Origin of the sequence: Brevundimonas sp. (genome assembly GCF_050729455.1) — a bacterium.
In the GTDB taxonomy this organism is placed as follows: domain Bacteria; phylum Pseudomonadota; class Alphaproteobacteria; order Caulobacterales; family Caulobacteraceae; genus Brevundimonas.
In genome coordinates, this window is the sequence record NZ_JBOHLI010000054.1 from 1 (window position 1) to 21,676 (window position 21,676).

The window sequence follows — 21,676 nt, forward strand, 5'->3', positions numbered from 1 at the left end:
GCTCGGAGGCGCGGCTGCGGCGACGGGCGGGGCCTCGGCGGGCGCGGCTTCCGGCATGGCGGCGGGCGATTCGATCTCCGGCGCAGCTTCGCTGCGCTCGTTGCACCCGGTAAGGCCGACCGTGAAGGCCACGGCGACGGCTGCCACGCTACGCTTCATCCCGCCTACGTCCTTGAGACTGTTGAACTTGATGAACACCGTGGCCCATCCGTGAGGCCGCAGCAAGGCGGTTCAACCGGTCGGCGCATCTCCGTCGTCGCCGGACGCGTCGGGGGTCTTGTGCGCCTCGGCCGCCTTCGCCTTCTGATCGGCGAAACGCATCCCCTCGCTGGCTAGGGCCTCGTTGATGACGTCCTGGTCCGGATCAATGTCGGAGCCCGAGGCCGAGCCGCCCCGCAGCGATCCGGCTCGGGTGTCCGAGCCCATGTCCGTCCCTTCCAGCGCCTTCTTCAGGGCGTCGGCGGTGTGTCCCCGGTCGGGCTTCTCGCCCATGGCGGCGGCCTCGCGGGCTTCCTCGGTGTCGGTCTTGGGGTCGGCCATGGTCGTCTCCTTGTCGGAAAGACAACGCAGAGCAATGGTCCGAGGGTTCCACAAAAGAAAAGGCCGGCGGATGGCTCCGCCGGCCTCATGTCTTGTGCGCCTACCGCGCTTCGCGCTGCTTGAGGCGTATTCTTGTTGGCCGCGGTCAGAAGGCTCCGCCTTCTCGACCCGACGCGGCCTGATTCCCTATTTCCCGAACAGCTTGTTCCAGCGGCGCTTCTCGCGGTTTTTCCAGGCGCCGCGGTGATAGGCGTCCGAGCCGATCAGCGGCACGACGGTCGTGGCTTCGGCGAAGACCATCTGTTCGTGGGTGGTCTGGACCTTGCCCCAGGAGGCGGCTTCTTTCAGCGTCGAGGACGAGCAGGCGCCGTCGCGCACGTCGGCGACGGTGATCTGGACGGCATAGCGGTGCATCTCGGCTTCGACGCCCAGGATCTCGGCGCAGACGACGGTGTCCTGGGCGAAGTTCTTGGGCACGCCGCCGCCGACCATGAACAGGCCGGTCACGCCCGCGGCGATCTTGATGTCGGTCAGTTCGCGGAAGTCGGCGATGGCGTCCAGCATCAGATAGGGCAGGCCGGCCGCGGCGCGCTCCTTCTGGTGCTTGACCAGGCCGAAGCCGGCCGACGAGTCGACGAAGGCCGGGCAGAAGATCGGCACGCCTTCTTCATAGGCGGTCTGGATCAGCGAGCCGGGCTTCTTGGCGTTGCCCTCCGACAGCCACTTGCCCATCTCCCAGATGAACTCACGGCTGGAATAGCCGCGCGGCTCCAGACGGTTGGCGATCTCCAGGATGGTGTGGTCGCAGGCCTGGAGCTCTTCCTCGTCGATATAGGTGTCGTAGATCCGGTCGATGTAGTTGTCGCGCAGGACGTTGTCGTCCACCTCGCCGGCGGCCTGATAGTGTTTGAAGCCCAGGGCCTCGAAGAAATCCATGTCCACGATCGAGGCGCCGGTGGCGACGATGGCGTCGACCATGCCGAACTTCACCATGTCGCGGTAGACGTGCATGCACCCGCCAGCCGAGGTCGAACCGGCCAGGATCAGCCACGGCGAGCAGTCCTTGTCCTCGATGGCCATGGAGAAGATGTCGGCGGCGCGGGCGGTGTCGCGCGAGCTGAAGGACATCTTGCGCATGCTGTCGATGATCGGCCGGGCGTCGAAGCTGGTCATGTCGACGTGCTCGACGGTGTTCTGCAGCAGCTGCGCCTTGGCGTTGCTTTGGACGGGAGCGTTCATTTCGGAGGGAATCCCTGGATTTGAGCGCCCGTCGTCAAGAAAAAGCAGCGGCCCGGACGGAGCGACGGGCCGCTGCAATCATACCAACGTCCGAAGACGGTTTTGGGTCAGCGCTTGCGCTTGCGCACGCCGGCCTTGCCCTTGGGGCGCGACAGGCGGACCACCTTGCGGGCGGCTTCCTCGGCCGAGGTGCGGACCGTCGGGATCGAGCGCGGCGCCAGGCCGTACATCGAACCCATCGGAGCGTCCTCGACCACGGCGATCTCGTGTTCGCCATAGCCGTTGAAGCCGGTCGTCATGGCCACGCCATAGGCGCCCAGCATGCCGATCTCGATGAAGTCGCCTTCCTGCACGTCGGCGGGCAGCCAGAACGGGCCGGGCATATGGTCGATGCTGTCGCAGGTCGGACCATAGAAGCGGAAGGGCTTCAGCTCCGACGCGGCTTCGGCGTCACGGACCAGCTTGGTCGGGAAGGGCCAGCGCGAGTGGGTGGCGTCGAACAGCGAGCCATAGGACCCGTCGTTCAGATAGAGGGCGTCGCCCTTGCGCAGGTCGACGCGGCACAGCACCGACGACGACTCGGCCACCAGCGCCCGGCCGGGTTCGCACCACAGCTCGGTCGTTTCCGACACCGGCATCTCGTTGAAGCCGCGGTGGATGGCGTCGGCGTATTCGCTCAGGTCCGGCGGGACCATGCCCGGATAGACCGAAGGGAAGCCGCCGCCGACGTCGACGATGTCGACGAAGACGCCCGCCTTCTTGATGGCGCGGCTGACCTGCGACATCGCCGCTTCATAAGCCGAAGGCCGCATGCACTGCGAACCGACGTGGAACGACACGCCCATCAGCCCGTCCTGCACCGCCTGGCGCACGGCCAGCAGCAGGGCGGGGGCTTGATCCGGCGAGACGCCGAACTTGCCCGACAGGGAGTAGGCCGCGCCGTCGGCCGAGACGGCCATACGCACGACCAGGTTCAGGTCGTCGGCGTCGTCGGTGGCGTCGATGATCTTCTGCAGCTCGTCATGGCTGTCGAGCACGAAGGTGCGCACGCCGTGGTCGGCGTAGGCGGCGCGGATCGCGCCGCGGCTCTTGACCGGGTGCATGAAGGCCAGGCGCGCGTTCGGGCTGACCGAGCGAACCAGCTCGATTTCGGCCAGAGACGCGACGTCGAAGGCGTTGACGCCCTGTTCGACCAGGGTCTCGATGACCCAGCGCGAAGGGTTCGCCTTCACCGCATAGAAGACGTCGGCCTTTAAATTGTCCTGGAACCAGCGCGCCGCTACGGAAACCGAACGCGGTCGCACGAGGGCGACGGGACGTTCAGGGGACCGCTCACGGACCAGGTCCAGGGGAAGCTGGTACGTGCGCAATTCACGTAACCCCCTGATGATTGTTAACCCAGACCGGCGTTAGCAGCGCTTAACGGTTAGACCACGGGGTCCGCCGGAACGCGCGATGTAGGGATGACGAACCGTCATGTAAAGCGGTAATTTCGTGACCAGCCCGTCCGCCAAGGTGGTCGGATCGGGCCGCACACTGGACGAAATCGACGCAGCCGTGCCATTAAGACTTGCCGAAACGCCGCTGAAGCGTCATGCGGCGCCCCCTGTCGCAACCGCCACCCACGGGTTCATGAGTTCTTCAACCGCCGCTGTCGCGTCCGTACGGGATGTGTCGAAGACCTACGGAGCCAGAAAGGCGCTCGACGGCGTGTCCGTCGAAGTGGCCGCCGGCGAGATGGTCGCCCTGATCGGTCCGTCCGGATCGGGCAAGTCCACCCTGTTGCGCTCTATCACCGGACTGCACCCGATCGATCCCGGCAAGGGAACGATCCAGGTGTTCGGCGAGACCGTTCAGCAGAACGGCCGCATCACCGGCGCCGTGCGCAAGGCGCGCGGCCGGCTGGGCATGATCTTCCAGCAGTTCAATCTGGTGGGGCGTCTGTCGCTCTTCTCTAATGTCATGCTGGGCGCGCTCGGGCGCCTGCCGGGCTGGCGCGGCGTCTTCGGCGTCTGGCCCAAGGCCGACCAGGAGCGCGCCATGGCGGCCCTGCACCGCGTCGGCGTCTCGGACTACGCCGCCCAGCGCGCCAACACCCTGTCGGGCGGCCAGCAGCAGCGCGGCGCCATCGCCCGCGCCATCGTCCAGGGGGCGAAAGCCATCCTGGCCGACGAACCCGTCGCTTCGCTGGACCCGGTTTCGGCCCGCAAGGTCATGGAACTGCTGGTCGAGCTGAACAAGCGCGACGGCATGGGCGTGATCGTCACCCTGCACCAGGTCGACTACGCCATCCGATATTGCAACCGCGTCATCGCCCTGCAAAAGGGCAAGGTGGTCTATGACGGCCCCTCGACCGGTCTCGATTCCAAGCGCCTGATTGAAATCTACGGTCCCGAGTACGAGGACGCGTTCTGGGAAGCCAAGGCATGACCCGCACCCCTATCACCCGCCGCCTTCTGGGCGTCGCCGCCGTCGCTGCCCTGACCCTGGGCCTCGCCGCTTGCGGCAAGGGCGAAGAGGCCAAGTCGGGTGCCGCTCCGACCGAGATCACCTTCTCCATCCTGTCGGCTGAGGGCCAGGCCTCGTCGGGGCCGCTGTGGCAGCCGCTGCTGGACGATATGTCCAAGGCGATCGGCGTGCCGGTGAAGCCCTATTTCGGCTCGAATTACACGGTTCTGGTCGAGGCCATGCGCGGCAACCACACCCAGGTGGGCTGGTTCTCCGCCAAGCCCGAGGTCGAGGCCATCGACCGCGCCAGCGCCGAGGTCATCGCCCGCACGGTCAACCGCGAGGGGCTGGATTCCTATCAGTCGACCCTGATCGTCAAGAAGGGCTCGGGCATCACGCTGGACAAGGTGCTGGCCTGCGGCAAGCAGTATAATTTCGGTATCGGCGACGCCCAGTCGACCTCGGGCACGCTGGCGCCCATGACCTTCCTGTTCAACGCGCGCGACGTCGTGCCGTCGCAGTGCTTCAAGACCGTCCGCTCGGCCAACCATCAGGCCAACGCCTTCGGCGTGGCCACCGGCGTGATCGACGTCGCCACCTCGAACAGCGTCAACACCGTCTTCATTCGCCGCGAGAACCCGCAGCTGGCCGATCAGATCGAGGAGATCTGGGTCTCGCCGCCGATCCCGGAGAGCGGCATCGTCGTGCGCGAGGACCTGGACCCGGTCCTGAAGGAGAAGATCCGCAGCTTCTTCCTGACCTACGGCCAGGGCGAAGGCGCCGAGGCTGAACGTCAGCGCAAGGTGCTGGCCGGTCTGGAGTATTCGCGCTTCGCCGCCGCCGACGACAGCTACCTGAACCCGATCCGCGAAATGATCGCCGACCAGAAGCGCGGCGATGCCGAGGCCAAGGGCGACAAGGCCGCCGCCGCCGCCGCCGCCGCCGAGCTTCAGCGCCTGCGCAGCCTGCGTGAGGTCCAGCCTTGACCTCTGCTTCGCTGACGCCCGCAGCCATCCCGGCTGCGCCGCGCAAGTCCGCCGTCTCCTGGGCGATGGACGTCCTGGTCTGGGGCGGCGTGATCGCCGTCCTGCTCTACAGCATCGACGCCGTCGATCTGGGCAATATCTCGCGTCTGTTCTCGGGCAACGACAGCACCCGCCTGTTCGTCCACGACCTGCTGCGTCCGGACTTCTCCGAGTGGAAGATGTTCGTCGGCAAGATGTGGGAGACGGTCCAGATCGCCCTGTGGGGCACCTTCCTGGCCGTTCTGTTCGGCATTCCTCTGGGTCTGGCCGCGGCGCGCAACATGGCGCCGTCCTGGGTCGTAACCCCGGTGCGCTGGGTGATGAACCTGCTGCGCTCGGTGCCGGATCTGGTGATCGGTCTGCTGTTCGTCACCGCCGTCGGCCTCGGCCCGCTGGCGGGCGTCCTCGCCATCACCCTGAACACGGCCGGCGTCCTGGCCAAGCTGTTCTCGGAAGCCGTCGAGTCCATCGACAAGGGACCGGTCGAGGGCGTGCGCGCCACCGGTGCCTCCAAGCTGCACGAAATCGTCTGGGGCGTGATCCCACAGGTGGCGCCGCTGTGGACCTCGTTCGCCCTTTACCGTTTCGAGTCCAACAGCCGTTCGGCCACCGTCCTGGGTCTGATCGGCGCGGGCGGCATCGGTCAGGTGCTGTTCGACAGCATGAACGCCTTCAACTTCCGCGCGGTCTCGGCCATCGTCATCATCGTGGTCATCGCTGTGACCCTGATCGACAGCCTGTCCCAGGTCATGCGCAAGCGCCTGCTGTAACCGGGCGTTTTTCGTCAGATGCAAGGTTTGCTCTGACTGTCACAAAGGTCTGGCCGGACCGTCACACTCTGCTGCTCTAAAGCGTCGCATACTGACGACTTGGAGAGGTCCGGCCATGATCCGTTCCCTGAAATTCACCGCCAAATTCGGCGCTTGCGCCGCTGCCCTGATCGCCCTGGCGGCCTGCGGCAATAATGAAGAGGGCGCTGCGCCCGGCAGCCAGAAGGCCCGCGCGGGCATCTGGGCGGCCGGTTCGTCGACCGTCTTCCCCTTTGCGACTCGTGTGGCCGAGAACTTCGCCCGCACCGCAGGCGGCGCGGCGGCGCCCCGCGTTGAATCGCTGGGCACCGGCGGCGGCATCCAGGCCTTCTGCGCCGGCGTCGGCCCCTCGACCCCCGACATCGCCAACGCCTCGCGTCCGATGAAGCAGGGCGAGTTCGACCGCTGCGTCGCCAACGGCGTCACCGACATCGTCGAGATCAAGATCGGCTTCGACGGCATCGTCATCGCCACGGCCCGCAGCGGGAACAGCTTCAACTTCGAGCTGAACGACCTCTATGAAGGTCTGGCCAAGGAGGTTCCCGGCGCGAACGGCGCCTTCGTCGCCAACCCGGCGACGACCTGGAATCAGGTCAACAAGGCCCTGCCGAACCAGCGCATCCAGGTCTACGGCCCGCCGCCGACCTCGGGTACCCGCGACGCCTTCCTGGAGCTGGGCATGGCCCCAGGCGGCAAGCTGATCCCCGCCGTCGCCGCCTTCAAGGACGACAAGACCAAGTTCGAGACCCTGACCCACACCCTGCGTGAAGACGGCGCCTGGGTCGACTCGGGCGAGAACGACAACGCCATCGTCCAGACCCTGACCCGCACCCCGGGTTCGCTGGGCGTATTCGGCTTCTCCTTCCTGGAGCAGAACATGGACACGGTGAAGGCCGAGACCATCGACGGCGTCGCCCCCTCGGCCGCAACCATCGCCGACGGTTCCTACCCGCTGGCCCGCAGCCTCTACATCTACGTCAAGAAGGCCCACATCGGCGTGACGCCGGGCCTGGAGCAGTTCGTCCAGGAGTTCATGTCCGAAGGCTCGGCTGCCCGCGGCGGCTATCTGCAGGACCGTGGCCTGGTGCCGCTGCCGGCGGATCAACTGACCGCCGAACGCGCCAAGGCCGCCGCCATGACGTCGATGGCCCGCCCGAACTAAGGGCGCGACCGGTCGAAAAACAAACGCCCCGGACGATCATCGTCCGGGGCGTCTTGCTGTCTGGAGTTTGGTGAAGCGGCTCAGGCCGCCGCCCTGCGCCTCAGCCGGGCGATGCGGCGCAGGCGGCGCCAGAAGCGGCCGCGCGCGGGTTCGGGATAGGGCTGCAGGTTCTCGACGAACTGCTCGGCCGAGGCGCGCCAGCTGAACTTCTCGGCGTAGGCGCGCACATCCTTGCGATCCAGCTCCAGGGCTTGCAGGCAGGCGGTCGTCAGGTTGTCGTCGATGACCCCGGCGTTGGAGCCGGGGATGATGTCGATGGGGCCGTGCGCCGGATAGGCGGCGACCGGGGTGCCGGCCCCCATGGCCTCCAGGATCACCAGGCCGAAGGTGTCGGTCCAACTGGGGAAGACGAAGACATCGGCGTCGGCGAAGCAGCGGGCCAGCTCGTCGCCGAAGCGGGCGCCCAGGAACTTGGCCTCGGGGTATTTCAGTTCCAGCTCGGCGCGGGCCGGGCCGTCGCCGACCACGATCTTGGTGCCCGGCAGGTCCAGTTCGAGGAAGGCCTCGATGTTCTTTTCGACGGCGACCCGGCCGACGTTGAGGAAGAAGGGCCGGGGCCACTCGTCGCCGCCCATTTCCTTGTAGATGGGCTCCAGGTCGGGGCGGAACAGCTCGGTGTCGACGCCGCGCGTCCACGGCGAGACGTTGCGGAAGCCGTGCTCGACCAGTTCGTCGCGCAGGGTCGGCGTCGCCACCATCAGCCGGCCCGACGGCTTGTGGAACCACTTCATGTAGGCGTAGCCGACCTGAACCGGGATCGGGAAACGGGCCGAGACATACTCCGGGAACTTGGTGTGATAGCTGGTCGTGAACGGCAGCTTCCACTCCACGCAGATGCGGCGCGTGGCGATGCCCAGCGGGCCTTCGGTGGCGATGTGGACCGCCTCGGGCTCGAAGGCGCGCAGGCGTTCGCGGATCTCTTCTTCCGCCCCCAGGGCCAGCCGGATCTCGGGATAGGTGGGGCAGGGGATGGTCTTGAACTGGCTGGGTTCGATGACCTCGACCTCATGCCCCATGGCGCGGCATTCGGCCACGGTACGGGTCAGGGTGCGGACGACGCCGTTGACCTGAGGCTCCCAGGCGTCGGTGACCAGGACGATACGCATTGAAATCGAGTGGGCCCCGGGCCGTTTCGCTGAACCGAAAGTTCTAGACGCTTCGCATGACGAAGGCGAGACAGGTTTACAGCGGCAGGACTGTCGTCGACTTCACCTCTTCGAGAACGGCGTAGGTTCGCGTCTCGCGCAAGCCGGGCATCCGCACCAGGATGTCGCCGAGGAAGACGCGATAGGCGTCCATGTCGGCCACCCGCGCCTTGATCAGGTAGTCGAAGCCGCCGGCCACCATATGGCACTCCAGCACCTCGGGCTGGCGACGCACGGCGTCGGCGAAGGCGTCGAAGACGTCGCCCGTGGTCCGGTCCAGCAGCACCTCGATGAAGATCAGCAGGGCCCGCCCGGCGCTGGCGGGGTCGATCAGGGCGGCGTAGCCGGTGATGACCTTCTTGTCCTTCAGCCGTTTGACCCGTTCGAAACAGGCGGCGGGCGACAGATTGCACCTTCGGGCCAGTTCCGCGTTGGAGATGCGGCCGTCGGCCTGAAGCACGCGCAGCAGGCGGCGGTCGGTATCGTCCAGAGTTTGCATGGCGGATCGGTCCATTTACCGAAGGATCACTGGCGCAGACGATAATCATACAATGCACATTCGGCCAAGTCCGCCATATATGCCGGAAATCGAAGGGTTTGATCCCAGGATGAATTTCATGACGCCGACCGACCTCAAGCACTGGGACGACCTGGACCGGAACAAGTTCCGCGACGAACGCGCCGTGGTCGCGGAACTGCTGGCTGAGCCCGGCCTGACGACGGCCGAGCGCGCCGACGTCTTCCGCGACGCCGTCGCCCTGGTCGACCAGGCCCGCGCCAGCCAGAAGAAGCAGGGCGTGGTCGAGAGCTTCCTGCAGGAATTCTCGTTGGGCACCCGCGAGGGCCTGGCCCTGATGTGCCTGGCCGAGGCCCTGCTGCGCACCCCCGACGCCGACACCCGCGACCGCCTGATCGCCGAGAAGATCGGTTCCGCCGACTGGGCTTCGCACCTGGGTCAGTCCGACAGCCTGTTCGTCAACGCCTCGACCTGGGGCCTGATGCTGACGGGCAAGCTGGTCGACGCCGACGAAGAGGCCAAGACCGACCTGTCGGGCTTCCTCAAGCGCATCGCCGGACGTCTGGGCGAGCCGGTCATCCGTCAGGCCGTCGCCACCGCCGTGAAGATCATGGGCGAGCAGTTCGTGGTCGGCCGCACCATCGAGGCGGCGCTGAAACGCTCGGACCGCGAGGGCTGGCTGTGCAGTTTCGATATGCTGGGCGAGGGCGCCCGCACGACCGCCGACGCCGAGCGCTATGAAAAGATCTACGCCGACGCCATCGAGGCCGTGGGCAAGACCGCCAAGGGCCAAGGCCCGGAAGCCGGCCACGGCGTCTCGGTCAAGCTGTCGGCCCTGTCGCCGCGCTATGAGGCGACGCAGGAAGACCGCGTATGGGAGGAACTCTATCCTCGCATTCTGCGTCTGGCCCTGATCGCCGCCAAATACGACATCAACTACACCATCGACGCCGAAGAGGCCGACCGTCTGGCCCTGTCGCTGAAGCTGCTGGAGCGGCTGGCCCGCGAACCGGCCCTGGGCGAATGGAAGGGCCTCGGCCTGGCCGTTCAGGCCTATCAGAAGCGCACCACCGAAACCGTGGCCAAGCTGGCTGAACTGGCCCAGTCCTCGGGCCGTCGCCTGATGGTGCGTCTGGTCAAGGGCGCCTATTGGGACACCGAGATCAAGCGCGCCCAGGTCATGGGCCGCACCGATTATCCGGTCTTCACCACCAAGCCCGCGACCGACCTCAACTATCTGGTCTGCGCCAAGGCCCTGATCGAGGCCTCGCCCTACATCTACGCCCAGTTCGCCACCCACAACGCCCACACCCTGGCGGCGGTGCGCCGCATGGCTCGCGATCGCAACGTGACGATCGAGCACCAGCGCCTGCACGGCATGGGCGAGGCCCTCTATGACGCCGCGCACGAGGCCTGGGCCGACGAGCAGGTCATCGTCCGCGCCTACGCCCCCGTCGGCGGCCACGAAGAACTGCTGCCCTATCTGGTGCGCCGCCTGCTGGAAAACGGCGCCAACTCCTCCTTCGTCCACGCCCTGCTGGACGAACGCGTTCCGGCGAGCGCCGTCGCCGCCGACCCCATCACCGCCGTCGAGGCCCAGCCCGACCGTCACCCCAGGATTCCGGTTCCCATGAACATCTACGGCGATCGCCAGAACTCCCTCGGCCGCGACTATTCGCAGGCCGCCGACCGTGAACGCCACGCCCAGGCCCTGGAGCGCGTAGACAGCGAGAAGCTGACCTCGGGCCCCATCATCGGCGGCAAGCTGAAGGCCGGCGTGAACCCGCAGGACGTGACCAACCCGTTCGACCGCTCGCAGGTGCTGGGCCATGTGTCCGAAGCCTCGGTCGAGGACGTCGACGCCGCCGTCATGGCCGCCGCCAACGCCCAGGTCGCCTGGGACCGTCTCGGCGGCGCCGGTCGCGCTCCGGTCCTGCGCGCCATGGCCGACGTGCTGGAAGCCGACATGGACCGTCTGGTCGCCCTGCTGTCGCGCGAAGCGGGCAAGACGCTGAACGACGGCGTGGCCGAGGTGCGCGAAGCCGCCGACTTCTGCCGCTACTACGCCCTGCTGGCCGAACGCGACTTCGGCGGTCGCCAAGCCCTGAAGGGCCCGACCGGCGAGACCAATGAGCTGGTCCTGCACGGCCGCGGCGTCTTCGCCGCCATCAGCCCGTGGAACTTCCCCCTGGCCATCTTCGCCGGTCAGATCGCCGCCGCTCTGGCCGCCGGCAACGCCGTGGTGGCCAAGCCCGCCGAGCAGACCCCGCTGATCGCCGCCGAGGCCGTCCGCCTCTTCTACAAGGCCGGTCTGAACCCCGACCTGCTGGCCCTGGTCCCCGGTCGCGGCGAGATCGTCGGCGCGGCCCTGACGGCCCATCCGGGCATCGACGGCGTGGCCTTCACCGGCGGCACCGATACGGCGTCCGCCATCAACCGCGGCCTGGCCGCGCGCCCCGGCGCCATCATCCCCTTCATCGCCGAGACCGGCGGCCTGAACGCCATGTTCGTGGACACCACGGCGCTGAAGGAACAGGTCATCGACGACGTCATCCTGTCGGCCTTTGGTTCGGCCGGTCAGCGCTGCTCGGCCCTGCGCATTCTCTATGCGCCCAAGGAAGCCGCCGACGCCCTGATCGAGGGTCTGAAGGGCGCCCTGGCCGCTCAGGTCGTGGCCGACCCGACCGACCCGACCAGCGACATCGGCCCGGTCATCGACGCCGAGAGCCGCGCCAATCTGGAAGCCCACGTCGCGCGCCTGTCGAAGGAAGCCAAGATCGTCGCCCGCGCCGAGCTGCCGGCTGGTTCGGACAAGGGCGACCTGTTCGCCCCGACCATCGCCGAGATCCCCACGCCCGACTTCCTGGAACGCGAGGTCTTCGGCCCGATCCTGCACGTCTATCGCTATGACTCGAAGGATCTGAAGTCGGTCGCCGCCAAGCTGGCCGCGCGCGGCTACGGCCTGACGCTCGGCGTCCACAGCCGCATCGAGGCCTTCGCCGACGAGGTCGTGCGTCTGGTCCCGGCCGGCAACGTCTATGTCAACCGCTCGATCATCGGCGCCGTCGTCGGCGTGCAGCCCTTCGGCGGCGAAGGCCTCAGCGGCACCGGCCCCAAGGCCGGCGGCCCCAACAGCCTGATCCGCTACGCCGCCGAAAAGGCCATCAGCGTCAACATCGCGGCCCAGGGCGGCGATCCGGCCCTGTTGAATCTGTAAGCTTCAGCCAGTCCTGAAATGAAAACGCCGCCGCCCCTCGGGACGGCGGCGTTTTTCTATTTAGGCCATCCCCCGGCCCGGCTCAGGGCGCTGAGGCGGGGCTTGTCGATTTGCTCGCCGATCCAGCGGGCGGTCGTGATCAACTGGTCGAGGTCGTACCCGGTTGAGAAGCCGGCGCGTTCCAGCATATAGACCAGGTCCTCGGTGGCGATGTTGCCGGTCGCGCCGGGGGCGAAGGGACAGCCGCCGATGCCGCCGGCGGAGGCGTCCAGAATGTCCACCCCGGCCTCGACCCCGGCGTAGGCGTTGGCCAGGCCGGTGTTGCGGGTGTCGTGGAAATGCAGGCGCAGCGTGGCGGCGGGGGCGGCCTTGCGGGCGGCCTCGACTTTTTTCGTCACGCTCCACGGGTCGCCGACGCCGATGGTGTCGGCCAGGGCGATCTCCTCGACGCCCAGCGCGGCGATGCGGGCGACCAGAGTGCCGACCTGTTCGACCGAGACCTCGCCGTCGAAGGGGCAGCCCCAGACGCAGGACAGGGTGGCGGTCAACCTGGGGGTGGCGCCGGGTGCGCCTTCTGCATTGCGGCGGCCCGCCATGATGTCGGCCAGCATCTGCACCTGCTGGTCGACGTTCAGGCCCTGGTTCTTCAGGCCGAAGCCGTCGGTGGCGGACATGGCGACGTTGACCTCGTCCACCGCCGTGCCCAGCGCTCGGTCATAGCCCTTGCCGTTCAGGACCAGGCCGATGCGGCTGCGCCCCGCCTCAGGCGGTAGGGCGGCCATGACCTCTTCGGCGCCGGCCATCTGCGGCACGTATTTGGGATGGACGAAGCTGACGGCCTCGATGCGTTTGGCGCCCGCCGCTTCCAGGCGGCGCACGAAGTCGGCGCGGACGGCGGGCGTCAGCACCGCCTTTTCGTTCTGCAGGCCGTCGCGCGGCCCGACCTCGACGATCTGGATGAAACGACCCATCAGCGCGCCCTCCGCTCGCCCGCGCCGGCGGGGGCATAGACGGTCAGGCGCACGTCGTCGCCCGAGGAATAGTTGTGGCCGCTGACCACGCCGACGGCGCGTCCGGCGGCGCCGAGATCAGCCAGGGCGCTGCGGAAGGCCTCGTCGTCATGGGCCTCGACGATGGCGGGGCGACCCTCGGCCAGGGCCCGGGCAGCGCCGGGACCGTCGGTCAGTTGGGTGTCGCGCCCGGTCAGGAAGACGAAGCTGGGCTCGTGGAAGGTGGTGATGGCCACCGGCCCCGGATAGCGGCCCAGGGCCGGGCTCAGCTCGGCCGATTCCAGCGTCTTCACCAGGCGCGGAGCGATGGACAGGGGGCGCAGCTGGCGGATGGTCCCGGCCAAGCCCGCGTGGGCGATGACGCCGCACAGGATGGCGGCCAGAACCCCCGTGATCGCCGCCCGGTTGACCAGCAGGAAGCCGCCGACCGCCGCCGCCATGACGGCGAAGACGATGGTGACCGTGGCCCAGGTCTGGGCCGTCGAGCGCCCGAATTCGGTCAGGCCATAGACGGTGATCAGGCAGATGACGACGGCGGCGAACAGGCCCAGCAAGGCGCCCGAGACGCGCGAGACCTTGCCGATCGGCTGGGTCAGAGCGGCGGCGGCCAGCAGGGCGATCGCGCCGAAGGTGGGCAGGGTGTAGTGCCACAGCTTGGTCGGGGCGATCTCGAACATCAGCCAGGCCGGAACCAGCCAGCAGACGGCGAAGCGGATGGCCGGCTCGGCGCGACGGCGCCAGCCCGTCGACAGGGCGGCGGGCAGCATCAGGGTGACGGGGAAGAGCAGCAGGGGCGACAGCAGCGCGTACATGCCGATGAAGCCGCCGTGGCTTTCGTGGGCACCGGCCAGTTTGGGGGCCAGATCGCCGCCGATGGCTTCACGCCAGAAGCCGCCGTCGGTGGCGATGGTGATGGCGATGGCCCAGGGCCCGACCAGCAGGGCCACCAGCGGCAGGCCCCAACCCCAGCCCAGACGCCCCAGCCACTTGATGTTCCGGTCCCAGACCGACAGGGCGATGATGGTCAGGGCCACGACCAGCAGGCCGATCGGCCCCTTGATCAGGATCGACAGGCCGACGCCCAGCCAGAACAGCAGCTTGTGCCAGCGCACCGGCTTTTCGCCCGCCCGCGTCGCCATATAGATCCGCGCCAGCGCCGCCATCGACAATGTGGTCAGGCCGCACAGCATGGCGTCGGTCTTGGCGATGCCCGCCTCGGACGACAGCAGGAAGGTGGCGCCCAGCATGGCGCCCGCCAGGAAGCCTGCGCGGTGGCCGAACAGGGCGGCGCCGGCCCAGGCCACGGCCCAGGCGGCCAGCATGGCCCCGAACAGCGACGGCAGGCGATAGGGCTGGATGTTGCGGTCCTCGACGTCCGACGTCAGGGCCACGGCGGCGGCCTGCATCCAGTAGATGCCGACCGGCTTCTTCCAGCGCGGTTCGTCCTGGAAGCGGATATCGACGAAGTCGCCGCTTTCCAGCATCTGCACGGTCGCCTGGGCGAAGCGGCTCTCGTCGCGGTCCAGCGGCGGCAGCAGCAGCAGGCTGGGCAGGCCGGCGATCAGGGTCAGCAGGGCCGCCAGAACGGGGCCGCGCCAGCCGGCGATGAGGTGATCCAGGTTCGGGCGGTTCATGGCGCTGTCGTATCACGCCGACGCCGCCCCCCGGAAGCTTCAGCTTGTCCGGCGCCTGTGGACGCGCCGTTTCGTTCGGCGGCGGCCTGCGCTACAGAGCGACGGATGACTGAAAGCCTCGCCTCCGTTCCCGAAATCTCCGTCGTCGTGCCGGTGCACGACGAATCCGGCGCCGCCGTGCCTCTGGCGCGCGAAATCGCCGAGGCCTTCGCCGGTCGGTCCTACGAGATGATCTTCGTCAACGACGCCAGCCGGGATTCGACCCTGGCCGAGTTGCAGGCGGCGATGGCGGAACTGCCGACCCTGCGGGTGCTGTCGCACGCGACCAACGCGGGCCAGAGCCGCGCGGTGCGCACCGGCGTCCTGGCCGCGCGGGCGCCGATCGTGGTCACCCTGGACGGCGACGGCCAGAACCCGCCCGCCGACGCGCCGCGTCTGGCCGACGCCCTGATCGCCGCCCCCGCCAACGTCGCCCTGGTCGGCGGCGTCCGCGCCAAGCGTCAGGACACGAACGCCAAGCGTCAGGCTTCGCTCTGGGCCAACCGCATTCGCCGCAAGCTGCTGTCCGACGACGCCGACGACACCGGCTGCGGGCTGAAGGCCTTCCGCCGCGACGTCTTCCTGCGTCTGCCCTACTTCGATCACATCCACCGCTACCTGCCGGCGCTGACGATCCGCGAGGGGTTCGAGAACCGCTATCTGCAGGTGGATCACCGTCACCGCGAGACGGGCCGGTCGAAATACACCAACTGGGGCCGGCTGCGGGCCTCCTTCTCGGACCTGCTGGGCGTGATGTGGCTGAAGTCGCGCTCGCGCCGCCCGGGCGCGATCAGCGAGTTTTGATCAAACCGCAGTCGTATGGCCGCGCAGCGGAAACAGGGTTAAGCAGGGCGATCTGGAGGGGCCGCCCATGCTGATCGCCATACCGCTGCTGGTCGTCCCAGTCGTGATCTACAATCTGGTGGTCCTGCTCGGCGGAGGCGGGGCGGATCCCTTGCTGGGCCCGGCGCCCGTGCTGGGCGAAGTCCTGTTCCGCGTGCCGATGACCTCGGGCGCGGTCTGGAGCGTCAGCGTCGGCGACCTGATCCTTTTCCTGGCGCTGATCCTGCTGTTTGTCGAACTGCTGAAGTCGACCTCCAGCCAGAGGGTCGCCATCGTCAATCACGCCCTGTCGATGGCGCTGTTCGTGATCTGCCTGGTCGAGTTCCTGCTGCTGCCGGGGTTCGCCGGATCGGTCTTCTTCCTGATCCTGACCATGGTGCTGCTGGACGTGCTGGCGGGCTTCATTGTCACCATCATCGCCTCGCGGCGCGACTTCGACCTGAACCCGCGCTGAGAGGGCGGGGGCCTAGCTGAAGGCGACGAAGACCAGGGCGACCACGGTCACGTCGAACAGGCGGGCGGCGAGGTTGAGGACGGCCATGGGCGAAACTCCGGTCGAAGACGCCGGAGCCGTCGCAAACGCCGTGCCACCAGCCGGCCAGGATCTGGTCCAGGCTCAGACCTCGGTGCGGGTCGCCTTGCCCACGCGGGGGCGGCGGTCGCGCTTGCCCGAATATTCCGCGCCCAGATAGGTCGAGCGGGCGGCGTCCAGCACCGGCGGGCCGCCCTTCAGGCCGCGCTTCTGGCCCGCCTGTCCGATCACCTGGGCGGCGAACAGGGCAGGGGGCGCGACTGGTGGCACGGCAGGCTTTGCCGGGGAGGCGGCATGATCGACCCGCTCGACCGGGACCAGGGCGCGGGATGCCTCTGCGGCCTCAGCCTTGGCGGCGGCCCGGCGATCGCGCTCGCGCCGGTCGCCCTCGCGGCGCTCCTGCACCGTCGGGCCTTCCAGAGGGCCGACCGGGCGCACGCCGTCGGTCATTTCGCGGGACCGGCGCCGGCCAGGCGGTCGATCTGGGCGCGCATCTCGTCCATCTGGCGGCGCATTTCGTCCAGGGCCGAGGCGTCCGCGGGCGCGGCCCCTGGGGCAGGCTGCGGCGCGGCTTGCGGCGCCGGGGCCTTGTCCGCCTCGGCCTCGGGACGGCCATAGGTGGTCAGGCCGGGGAACATCTTCATGGCGCGTTCGAACATGGCCATGTTCTGACGCACGGCTTCTTCCATCAGGCCGCCGCCGGGCGTGCCGGCGAAGGCGCGGGTGAACTGGCTGCGCAGTTGTTCCTGCTGGCGGCTGAAGCTGTCCAGCGACATCTCCAGATAGGAGGGCAGGACCGATTGCATGGAGTTGCCGTAGAAGCCGATCAGCTGGCGCAGGAACTGCACCGGCAGCAGGGCCTCGCCGCGGCTTTCCTCCTCGAAGATGATCTGCGTCAGGATCTGGCGCGTCAGCTCGTCGTTGGTCTTGGCGTCATAGACGACGAATTCGACCCCCTCGCGCACCATCTGCGCCAGGTCTTCCAGCGTCACATAGGCGCTGGTGGCGGTGTTATAGAGCCGCCGGTTCGCATACTTCTTGATGACGACGACGCCGTCACGGGTTTTTCCGCCCTCGGATTTCTTGTCGTTCACGCTTGTTCTCGCGTTGTTGCAACGCCGCACTATCACGCGTTGCGAGCGCGAACGCCAGAGGTTGGAATTGTCTCAGGCCGCGCCGGGCGCCAGGACCACCCCGACCAGGATGGCGGCCCAGTGCACGCCGGCCCCCGCGACGACGAATCCGTGCCAGATGGCGCGGCGGAACTTCACCGTCCGGCTGATGAAGACGAAGACGCCCGAGGTGTAGATCAGCCCGCCCGCCACCAGCAGGCCCAGGGCCAGCGGATGCACCGTCTCGATCATGGGTTTCAGCGCAAAGATCGCCACCCAGCCGAACAGGACATAGACCGCGCTCCAGAAGACGTCCGAGATGCGCGGGGCGAACATCTTCACCGCCACCCCCGACAGGGCGATGGCCCAGACGGCGATGGTGAAGCCGATCGACCAGGCCCCTTCGAACCTCTGGGTGGTGAAGGGGGTGTAGCTGCCGGCGATCATCAGGAAGATGGCCGCCTCGTCCAGCCGCCGCAGCACGGGGCGGGCGGCGCAGGGGTGGGTCTGGTTGTAGATGGTCGAGGCCGTCAGCATGGCCAGCAGGCACAGGGCGTAGACGGCCGTGGCCACCACGGCGCTGACGCCGCTGTAAAGCCCGGCCAGCACCGCCAGAACGACGCCGCCGACCGCCGCCAGGCCCAGGCCCACGATGTGGACCCACAGGTCGGCCAGCCGCTCGGCGCGCGACTGATAATGCTCGATCATGTCGAGGTCGTCGGGCGTCCAGACCCGTCTCGCCAAGGATTTCAGCCGCACCAGCATCACTCCTGAAAGCCTTCGCCGTGGGGATCGTTCCCGTCAGATTGCGCCCGGATGATGACGAAGTGCTGAACTTCGCAACTGCGAGAGGTGACGCGCGGTGCGGAATGCGGCACAACCTCGGCCAGAATTTCTCTCCGGAGTGAATATCGTGACTGACGTAGTGATCGTTTCCGCCGCCCGGACCCCGGTCGGCTCCTTCCTCGGCGCCCTGTCGACCCTGTCCGGCGCCCAGCTGGGCGAGGTCGCCATCAAGGCGGCGCTGGAACGCGCGGGCGTGGCCCCCGCCGACGTGGACGAGGTCATTCTGGGGCAGGTGCTGCAGGCGGGCGCGGGGCAGGGCCCGGCGCGTCAGGCCTCGATCGGCGCTGGTCTGCCCGTCGAGACCCCGGCCTGGAGCCTGAACCAGCTGTGCGGCTCGGGCCTGCGCGCCGTGGCCCTGGCCTATCAGCAGATCGTCCAGGGGGACGCCAGGATCGTCGTCGCCGGTGGTCAGGAAAGCATGAGCCAGTCGCCCCACACCGCCCAACTGCGCAACGGCCAGAAGATGGGCGAGCTGGGCTTCAAGGACAGCATGCTGCAGGACGGCCTGATCGACGCCTTCCACGGCTATCACATGGGCCAGACGGCCGAGAACATCGCTGAGAAGTGGTCGATCGACCGCGCCGCCCAGGACGCCTTCGCCGTCGCCTCGCAGAACAAGGCCGAGGCCGCCCAGAAGGCCGGCAAGTTCGTCGATGAGATCGCCCCCGTCACCCTCTCGACCCGCAAGGGCGACGTGGTCGTGGATCAGGACGAATACATCCGCCACGGCGCCACGCTCGAGGCGATGGAGAAGCTGCGTCCCGCCTTCGTCAAGGACGGCTCGGTGACGGCGGCCAACGCCTCGGGCCTGAACGACGGCGCCGCCGCCCTGGTGCTGATGTCGGCCGATGAAGCCAAGGCGCGCGGCCTCGAACCCCTGGCCCGCATCGCGTCGTGGGCCACGGCGGGCGTCGATCCGTCGATCATGGGCACCGGCCCGATTCCGGCCTCGAAGAAGGCGCTGGCGAAGGCGGGCTGGACCGTCGCCGACCTGGACCTGATCGAGTCCAACGAAGCCTTCGCCGCCCAGTCGCTGTGCGTGGTCAAGGAACTGGGCCTCGACACGGCCAAGGTGAACGTCAACGGCGGCGCCATCGCCATCGGCCATCCCATCGGCGCCTCGGGCGCCCGCGTCCTGACCACCCTGCTGCACGAGATGAAGCGCTCGGGCGCCAGGAAGGGCCTGGCCACCCTGTGCATCGGCGGCGGCATGGGCGTCGCCATGTGCGTCGAGCGCTGACGTCCCGCCCCACAGGCTGAAAAGCAAAAGGCCGGCGGAGCGATCCGCCGGCCTTTCTCATGTCTGGCTCAGAAGCCGCGTCGCCAGCTGCCCAGAAGGGCGTAGCCGGTTGGGGCGCCCGCGCGGTGCTGTTCGTCGCGGCTGGCCACGGCCTCCAACTGCAGCATCGAGCCGCCGGGCAGGGGATGCAGGCTGCGCACCGAGAAGTCGATCTGGCGCCCCGAGGGGCTGGCCGAGAAGCGGCGCTCCGAGAAGGTGACGGGGTCGAAATATTCCAGCGGCACGTCGGCGAGATGGGCGCTGAAGGTCCCGCTCTCGATCCGCAGCGGCTGCGAGATCTCCCAGGTCAGGCGGCTGCAGCCAAGATACCGGGATTGGGCCCAGGTCGGGCAGTCGGACTGCAGGGCCATGCGCCAGGTCGAACTGACGGCGGCGCTGGACAGGTTCAGGAACCGGCCCTCGATCTCGGTGCGGCCGAAGCCGGCCTCGCCGCTCAGCACCACACCATGCCCCAGCCACAGGTCGCCGCCGAAGGCCGCGAAGCGGGTGCGCGACGGCAGGGCGAAGTCTGAGCGCGTCGGCATATAGGCGCCCAGCGGCCCCATCTTCTCGTCCAGCGCCCCCATGCTGAAGGACAGGCCGCCGTGCTCGCCGCGCCAGTCCAGCGCCGCACGCGCATAGGAGGACACATCCTGTTCGACCGAGCGCAGCGGCGCGCGGCGGTCGCCGGCCCCGGTCTCGGCGCTGAGCGTCAGGGGACCGAAGCCCAGATCACCCAGCGTCAGGCCGCCGCGCACGGCGTGGTCGGCCTGGGCCAGGGCGGCGAAGCCGTCGCCCGAGCCGGTGCGGAACGGCGAGCGGGCCCCGCCCTTGCCCTGCCAGGTGGCGAAGGACATCCGCCCGGCGGTGACGTCGAACAGGGCTTCCTGCTTCATCTCGTCGCCCAGCCAGGGGGCGTCGAACGGGGTGTAACGGTTCAGGATCGGCTCGGGCGTCTCGACCGGAACGGCGGCGACCAGCGACAGCCGCGCCCCGCCGGGGCCGTCTATCGACACCTGCGACTGACGCATGGGCGTCGGGTTTTCCGGCTGATAGCTGCGGCGCGGCGCGATGCGATAGGCCGCACCCATGTCGATACGGAACAGGCGCCGATACTCGTCATAGCCGATGGTGCTCAGGGCCTGCGTGCGGCCCATGGCGTCGCCGAACGGCCCGCCGACATAGGCGCCCGGTTCGATGGCGACCCGCACCGCCGACCCGGCGGCCTGCGGCGACGAGGTCGCGCCGACCGGCTGGAAGGCCTTGGCGATGTCCAGCAAGCCGCGTCCGTAGATGGTGTCCACGCCCGTGTCGCCCGCGTCGCGTGCGGTGCGCAGCAGGATGTCGACCGCCTGACGCCCCGTCAGGTTGGGGAAGGCCTCCAGCAGCAGGGCCAGGGCGCCGGCGACGGCGGGGGAGGCGAAGGAGGTGCCGTTGACGCGCCAGCACGACGTGTCCTCGCAATCGACGAGGACGCCCTCGCCAGCCGCCGACAGGAACCAGGACTGCGAGACGCCGGCGCGGTTCGAGAAGCTGGCGATCTGGTTGGAGGAATCGTGAGCGCCGGTGACGATGATCCCGCCCTGGAAGCGCGGATCGCCGGCGTAGCGGCCTGGCCATTCCGGGTTGGCGCCGGCCTCGTTGCCCGCGGCCACCGCGAAGACCACTCCGGCGTTGATCGCCCGTTGCAGGGCGGCCTCGAACGCCGTTCCCAGGGCGCCATCGCCGCCCAGCGACAGGTTGATGACCTTGGCCCCGTTGGCGACGGCGTAGTCGAGCGCATTGGCCAGGTCCGAGCCGCGGAAGCAGATGGGGTCGTCGGGGTCGGTGCAGTCGCTGACGTCGGCCCGGATGGACAGGATGGTGGCGTTGAAGGCGACGCCGACCGTGCCGAAATCATTGAAGGGCGCGGCGATCACGCTGGAGACGCGCGTGCCGTGCCGGTCCGCGCCCTCGGGCTGGTTTCGACCGGTGATGATGTCGGTCGAGCGCGGCGAGATGTTCACCGCCAGATCCTGATGGTTCAGCTTGATGCCGCTGTCGACGACGCCGACCGTGACGCCCTTGCCGGTCGCGCCCGTCTGCCAGGCCGCGATCGCCCCCGTGTTCCCGACGCCGTAGTTGCGCAGGTACTCGGGTGACGTCGAGGACGGAATGGCGGGCGGCGGCGGCGGCGGCGGCGGCGGTGGGGGAGGCGGCGGAGGCGGAGGGGGCGGAGG

General features: G+C 68.5%; 19 protein-coding genes. 8 read left to right on the forward strand and 11 right to left on the reverse strand.

Going from position 1 to position 21,676, the window contains the following annotated elements:
* Positions 1–231: 231 nt before the first annotated feature.
* The 3 genes from ACREEF_RS12895 to ACREEF_RS12905 all read right to left on the reverse strand — a co-directional run bounded on the left by ACREEF_RS12895 (position 232) and on the right by ACREEF_RS12905 (position 3,149).
* Complete coding sequence (locus ACREEF_RS12895; protein WP_431565974.1) at positions 232–540, reverse strand: ribonuclease; 309 nt, start codon at positions 538–540, stop codon at positions 232–234.
* Positions 541–726: 186 nt separating this feature from the next.
* On the reverse strand, positions 727–1,779 hold the full coding sequence (locus ACREEF_RS12900) for a 1,9-bis(guanidino)-5-aza-nonane synthase (protein WP_431565975.1): 1,053 nt from the start codon (positions 1,777–1,779) through the stop codon (positions 727–729).
* 107 nt (positions 1,780–1,886) lie between these two features.
* Positions 1,887–3,149 (reverse strand): type III PLP-dependent enzyme, encoded by a 1,263-nt coding sequence (locus tag ACREEF_RS12905; RefSeq protein WP_431565976.1) that lies wholly within the window; start codon positions 3,147–3,149, stop codon positions 1,887–1,889.
* Between the two features lie 262 nt (positions 3,150–3,411).
* On the opposite strand from ACREEF_RS12905, the gene phnC reads away from it, so the two are divergent.
* The 4 genes from phnC to ACREEF_RS12925 all read left to right on the forward strand — a co-directional run bounded on the left by phnC (position 3,412) and on the right by ACREEF_RS12925 (position 7,223).
* Positions 3,412–4,209 (forward strand): phosphonate ABC transporter ATP-binding protein, encoded by a 798-nt coding sequence (gene phnC, locus ACREEF_RS12910; protein WP_431565992.1) that lies wholly within the window; start codon positions 3,412–3,414, stop codon positions 4,207–4,209.
* Entirely contained in the window at positions 4,206–5,213 is a 1,008-nt protein-coding gene (gene phnD / locus ACREEF_RS12915) for a phosphate/phosphite/phosphonate ABC transporter substrate-binding protein (protein ID WP_431565977.1), read from the forward strand. The genes phnC and phnD overlap by 4 nt, the downstream gene beginning before the upstream one ends.
* Complete coding sequence (gene phnE / locus ACREEF_RS12920) at positions 5,210–6,022, forward strand: phosphonate ABC transporter, permease protein PhnE (protein WP_431565978.1); 813 nt, start codon at positions 5,210–5,212, stop codon at positions 6,020–6,022. Before phnD ends, phnE begins: the two co-directional genes overlap by 4 nt.
* Before the next feature lie 115 nt (positions 6,023–6,137).
* Positions 6,138–7,223 carry a substrate-binding domain-containing protein gene (locus ACREEF_RS12925; RefSeq protein ID WP_431565979.1) on the forward strand — a complete coding sequence of 362 codons (1,086 nt, stop codon included), beginning with the start codon at positions 6,138–6,140 and terminating at the stop codon, positions 7,221–7,223.
* Between the two features lie 80 nt (positions 7,224–7,303).
* Here ACREEF_RS12925 and ACREEF_RS12930 read toward each other — a convergent pair whose 3' ends face one another.
* The gene (locus ACREEF_RS12930) at positions 7,304–8,389 is read right to left on the reverse strand and encodes a glycosyltransferase family 4 protein (RefSeq protein ID WP_431565980.1); all 1,086 of its coding nucleotides are present in this window, start codon (positions 8,387–8,389) and stop codon (positions 7,304–7,306) included.
* A 76-nt stretch (positions 8,390–8,465) separates the two neighbouring features.
* On the reverse strand, positions 8,466–8,942 hold the full coding sequence (locus tag ACREEF_RS12935) for an Lrp/AsnC ligand binding domain-containing protein (protein ID WP_431565981.1): 477 nt from the start codon (positions 8,940–8,942) through the stop codon (positions 8,466–8,468).
* 103 nt (positions 8,943–9,045) lie between these two features.
* Between ACREEF_RS12935 and putA the strand changes: the two genes are divergently transcribed.
* A complete protein-coding gene (gene putA / locus ACREEF_RS12940) occupies positions 9,046–12,162 on the forward strand; it encodes a bifunctional proline dehydrogenase/L-glutamate gamma-semialdehyde dehydrogenase PutA (protein WP_431565982.1) in 3,117 nt (1,038 codons plus the stop codon).
* A 56-nt stretch (positions 12,163–12,218) separates the two neighbouring features.
* On the opposite strand, the gene ACREEF_RS12945 is transcribed toward putA, so the two are convergent.
* The gene (locus ACREEF_RS12945; protein WP_431565983.1) at positions 12,219–13,133 is read right to left on the reverse strand and encodes a hydroxymethylglutaryl-CoA lyase; all 915 of its coding nucleotides are present in this window, start codon (positions 13,131–13,133) and stop codon (positions 12,219–12,221) included.
* Positions 13,133–14,806 carry an ArnT family glycosyltransferase gene (locus tag ACREEF_RS12950; RefSeq protein WP_431565984.1) on the reverse strand — a complete coding sequence of 558 codons (1,674 nt, stop codon included), beginning with the start codon at positions 14,804–14,806 and terminating at the stop codon, positions 13,133–13,135. The genes ACREEF_RS12945 and ACREEF_RS12950 overlap by 1 nt, the downstream gene beginning before the upstream one ends.
* A gap of 105 nt (positions 14,807–14,911) precedes the next feature.
* Here ACREEF_RS12950 and ACREEF_RS12955 point away from each other — a divergent pair, with 105 nt between their 5' ends.
* Positions 14,912–15,649, forward strand: coding sequence for a glycosyltransferase family 2 protein (locus tag ACREEF_RS12955; protein WP_431565985.1), 738 nt, complete (start codon positions 14,912–14,914; stop codon positions 15,647–15,649).
* Positions 15,650–15,716: 67 nt separating this feature from the next.
* A complete protein-coding gene (locus ACREEF_RS12960; RefSeq protein ID WP_431565986.1) occupies positions 15,717–16,142 on the forward strand; it encodes a hypothetical protein in 426 nt (141 codons plus the stop codon).
* A gap of 162 nt (positions 16,143–16,304) precedes the next feature.
* On the opposite strand, the gene ACREEF_RS12965 is transcribed toward ACREEF_RS12960, so the two are convergent.
* The 3 genes from ACREEF_RS12965 to trhA all read right to left on the reverse strand — a co-directional run bounded on the left by ACREEF_RS12965 (position 16,305) and on the right by trhA (position 18,097).
* Positions 16,305–16,670, reverse strand: coding sequence for a hypothetical protein (locus ACREEF_RS12965; protein WP_431565987.1), 366 nt, complete (start codon positions 16,668–16,670; stop codon positions 16,305–16,307).
* A complete protein-coding gene (gene phaR / locus ACREEF_RS12970) occupies positions 16,667–17,314 on the reverse strand; it encodes a polyhydroxyalkanoate synthesis repressor PhaR (RefSeq protein WP_431565988.1) in 648 nt (215 codons plus the stop codon). The genes ACREEF_RS12965 and phaR overlap by 4 nt, the downstream gene beginning before the upstream one ends.
* A 72-nt stretch (positions 17,315–17,386) precedes the next feature.
* A complete protein-coding gene (gene trhA, locus ACREEF_RS12975) occupies positions 17,387–18,097 on the reverse strand; it encodes a PAQR family membrane homeostasis protein TrhA (RefSeq protein WP_431565989.1) in 711 nt (236 codons plus the stop codon).
* Between the two features lie 148 nt (positions 18,098–18,245).
* Here trhA and ACREEF_RS12980 point away from each other — a divergent pair, with 148 nt between their 5' ends.
* Positions 18,246–19,418: an acetyl-CoA C-acetyltransferase gene (locus ACREEF_RS12980; RefSeq protein ID WP_431565990.1), complete on the forward strand. Its 1,173-nt coding sequence runs from the start codon at positions 18,246–18,248 to the stop codon at positions 19,416–19,418.
* A gap of 68 nt (positions 19,419–19,486) precedes the next feature.
* Here the strand turns inward: ACREEF_RS12980 and ACREEF_RS12985 are convergent.
* The coding region (locus ACREEF_RS12985; protein WP_431565991.1) for a S8 family peptidase at positions 19,487–21,676 on the reverse strand (2,190 nt) is incomplete at its 5' end.

Excerpts from the sequence above, each read along its gene's own strand:
- ACREEF_RS12895 (WP_431565974.1), bottom strand. The coding sequence starts at position 540 with ATGGCCGACCCCAAGACCGACACCGAGGAAGCCCGCGAGGCCGCCGCC.
- ACREEF_RS12900 (WP_431565975.1), bottom strand. The coding sequence starts at position 1,779 with ATGAACGCTCCCGTCCAAAGCAACGCCAAGGCGCAGCTGCTGCAGAAC.
- phnC (WP_431565992.1), top strand. The coding sequence starts at position 3,412 with ATGAGTTCTTCAACCGCCGCTGTCGCGTCCGTACGGGATGTGTCGAAG.
- phnD (WP_431565977.1), top strand. The coding sequence starts at position 4,206 with ATGACCCGCACCCCTATCACCCGCCGCCTTCTGGGCGTCGCCGCCGTC.
- ACREEF_RS12925 (WP_431565979.1), top strand. The coding sequence starts at position 6,138 with ATGATCCGTTCCCTGAAATTCACCGCCAAATTCGGCGCTTGCGCCGCT.
- ACREEF_RS12930 (WP_431565980.1), bottom strand. The coding sequence starts at position 8,389 with ATGCGTATCGTCCTGGTCACCGACGCCTGGGAGCCTCAGGTCAACGGC.
- ACREEF_RS12935 (WP_431565981.1), bottom strand. The coding sequence starts at position 8,942 with ATGGACCGATCCGCCATGCAAACTCTGGACGATACCGACCGCCGCCTG.
- putA (WP_431565982.1), top strand. The coding sequence starts at position 9,046 with ATGACGCCGACCGACCTCAAGCACTGGGACGACCTGGACCGGAACAAG.
- ACREEF_RS12945 (WP_431565983.1), bottom strand. The coding sequence starts at position 13,133 with ATGGGTCGTTTCATCCAGATCGTCGAGGTCGGGCCGCGCGACGGCCTG.
- ACREEF_RS12950 (WP_431565984.1), bottom strand. The coding sequence starts at position 14,806 with ATGAACCGCCCGAACCTGGATCACCTCATCGCCGGCTGGCGCGGCCCC.
- ACREEF_RS12955 (WP_431565985.1), top strand. The coding sequence starts at position 14,912 with ATGACTGAAAGCCTCGCCTCCGTTCCCGAAATCTCCGTCGTCGTGCCG.
- ACREEF_RS12960 (WP_431565986.1), top strand. The coding sequence starts at position 15,717 with ATGCTGATCGCCATACCGCTGCTGGTCGTCCCAGTCGTGATCTACAAT.
- ACREEF_RS12965 (WP_431565987.1), bottom strand. The coding sequence starts at position 16,670 with ATGACCGACGGCGTGCGCCCGGTCGGCCCTCTGGAAGGCCCGACGGTG.
- trhA (WP_431565989.1), bottom strand. The coding sequence starts at position 18,097 with ATGCTGGTGCGGCTGAAATCCTTGGCGAGACGGGTCTGGACGCCCGAC.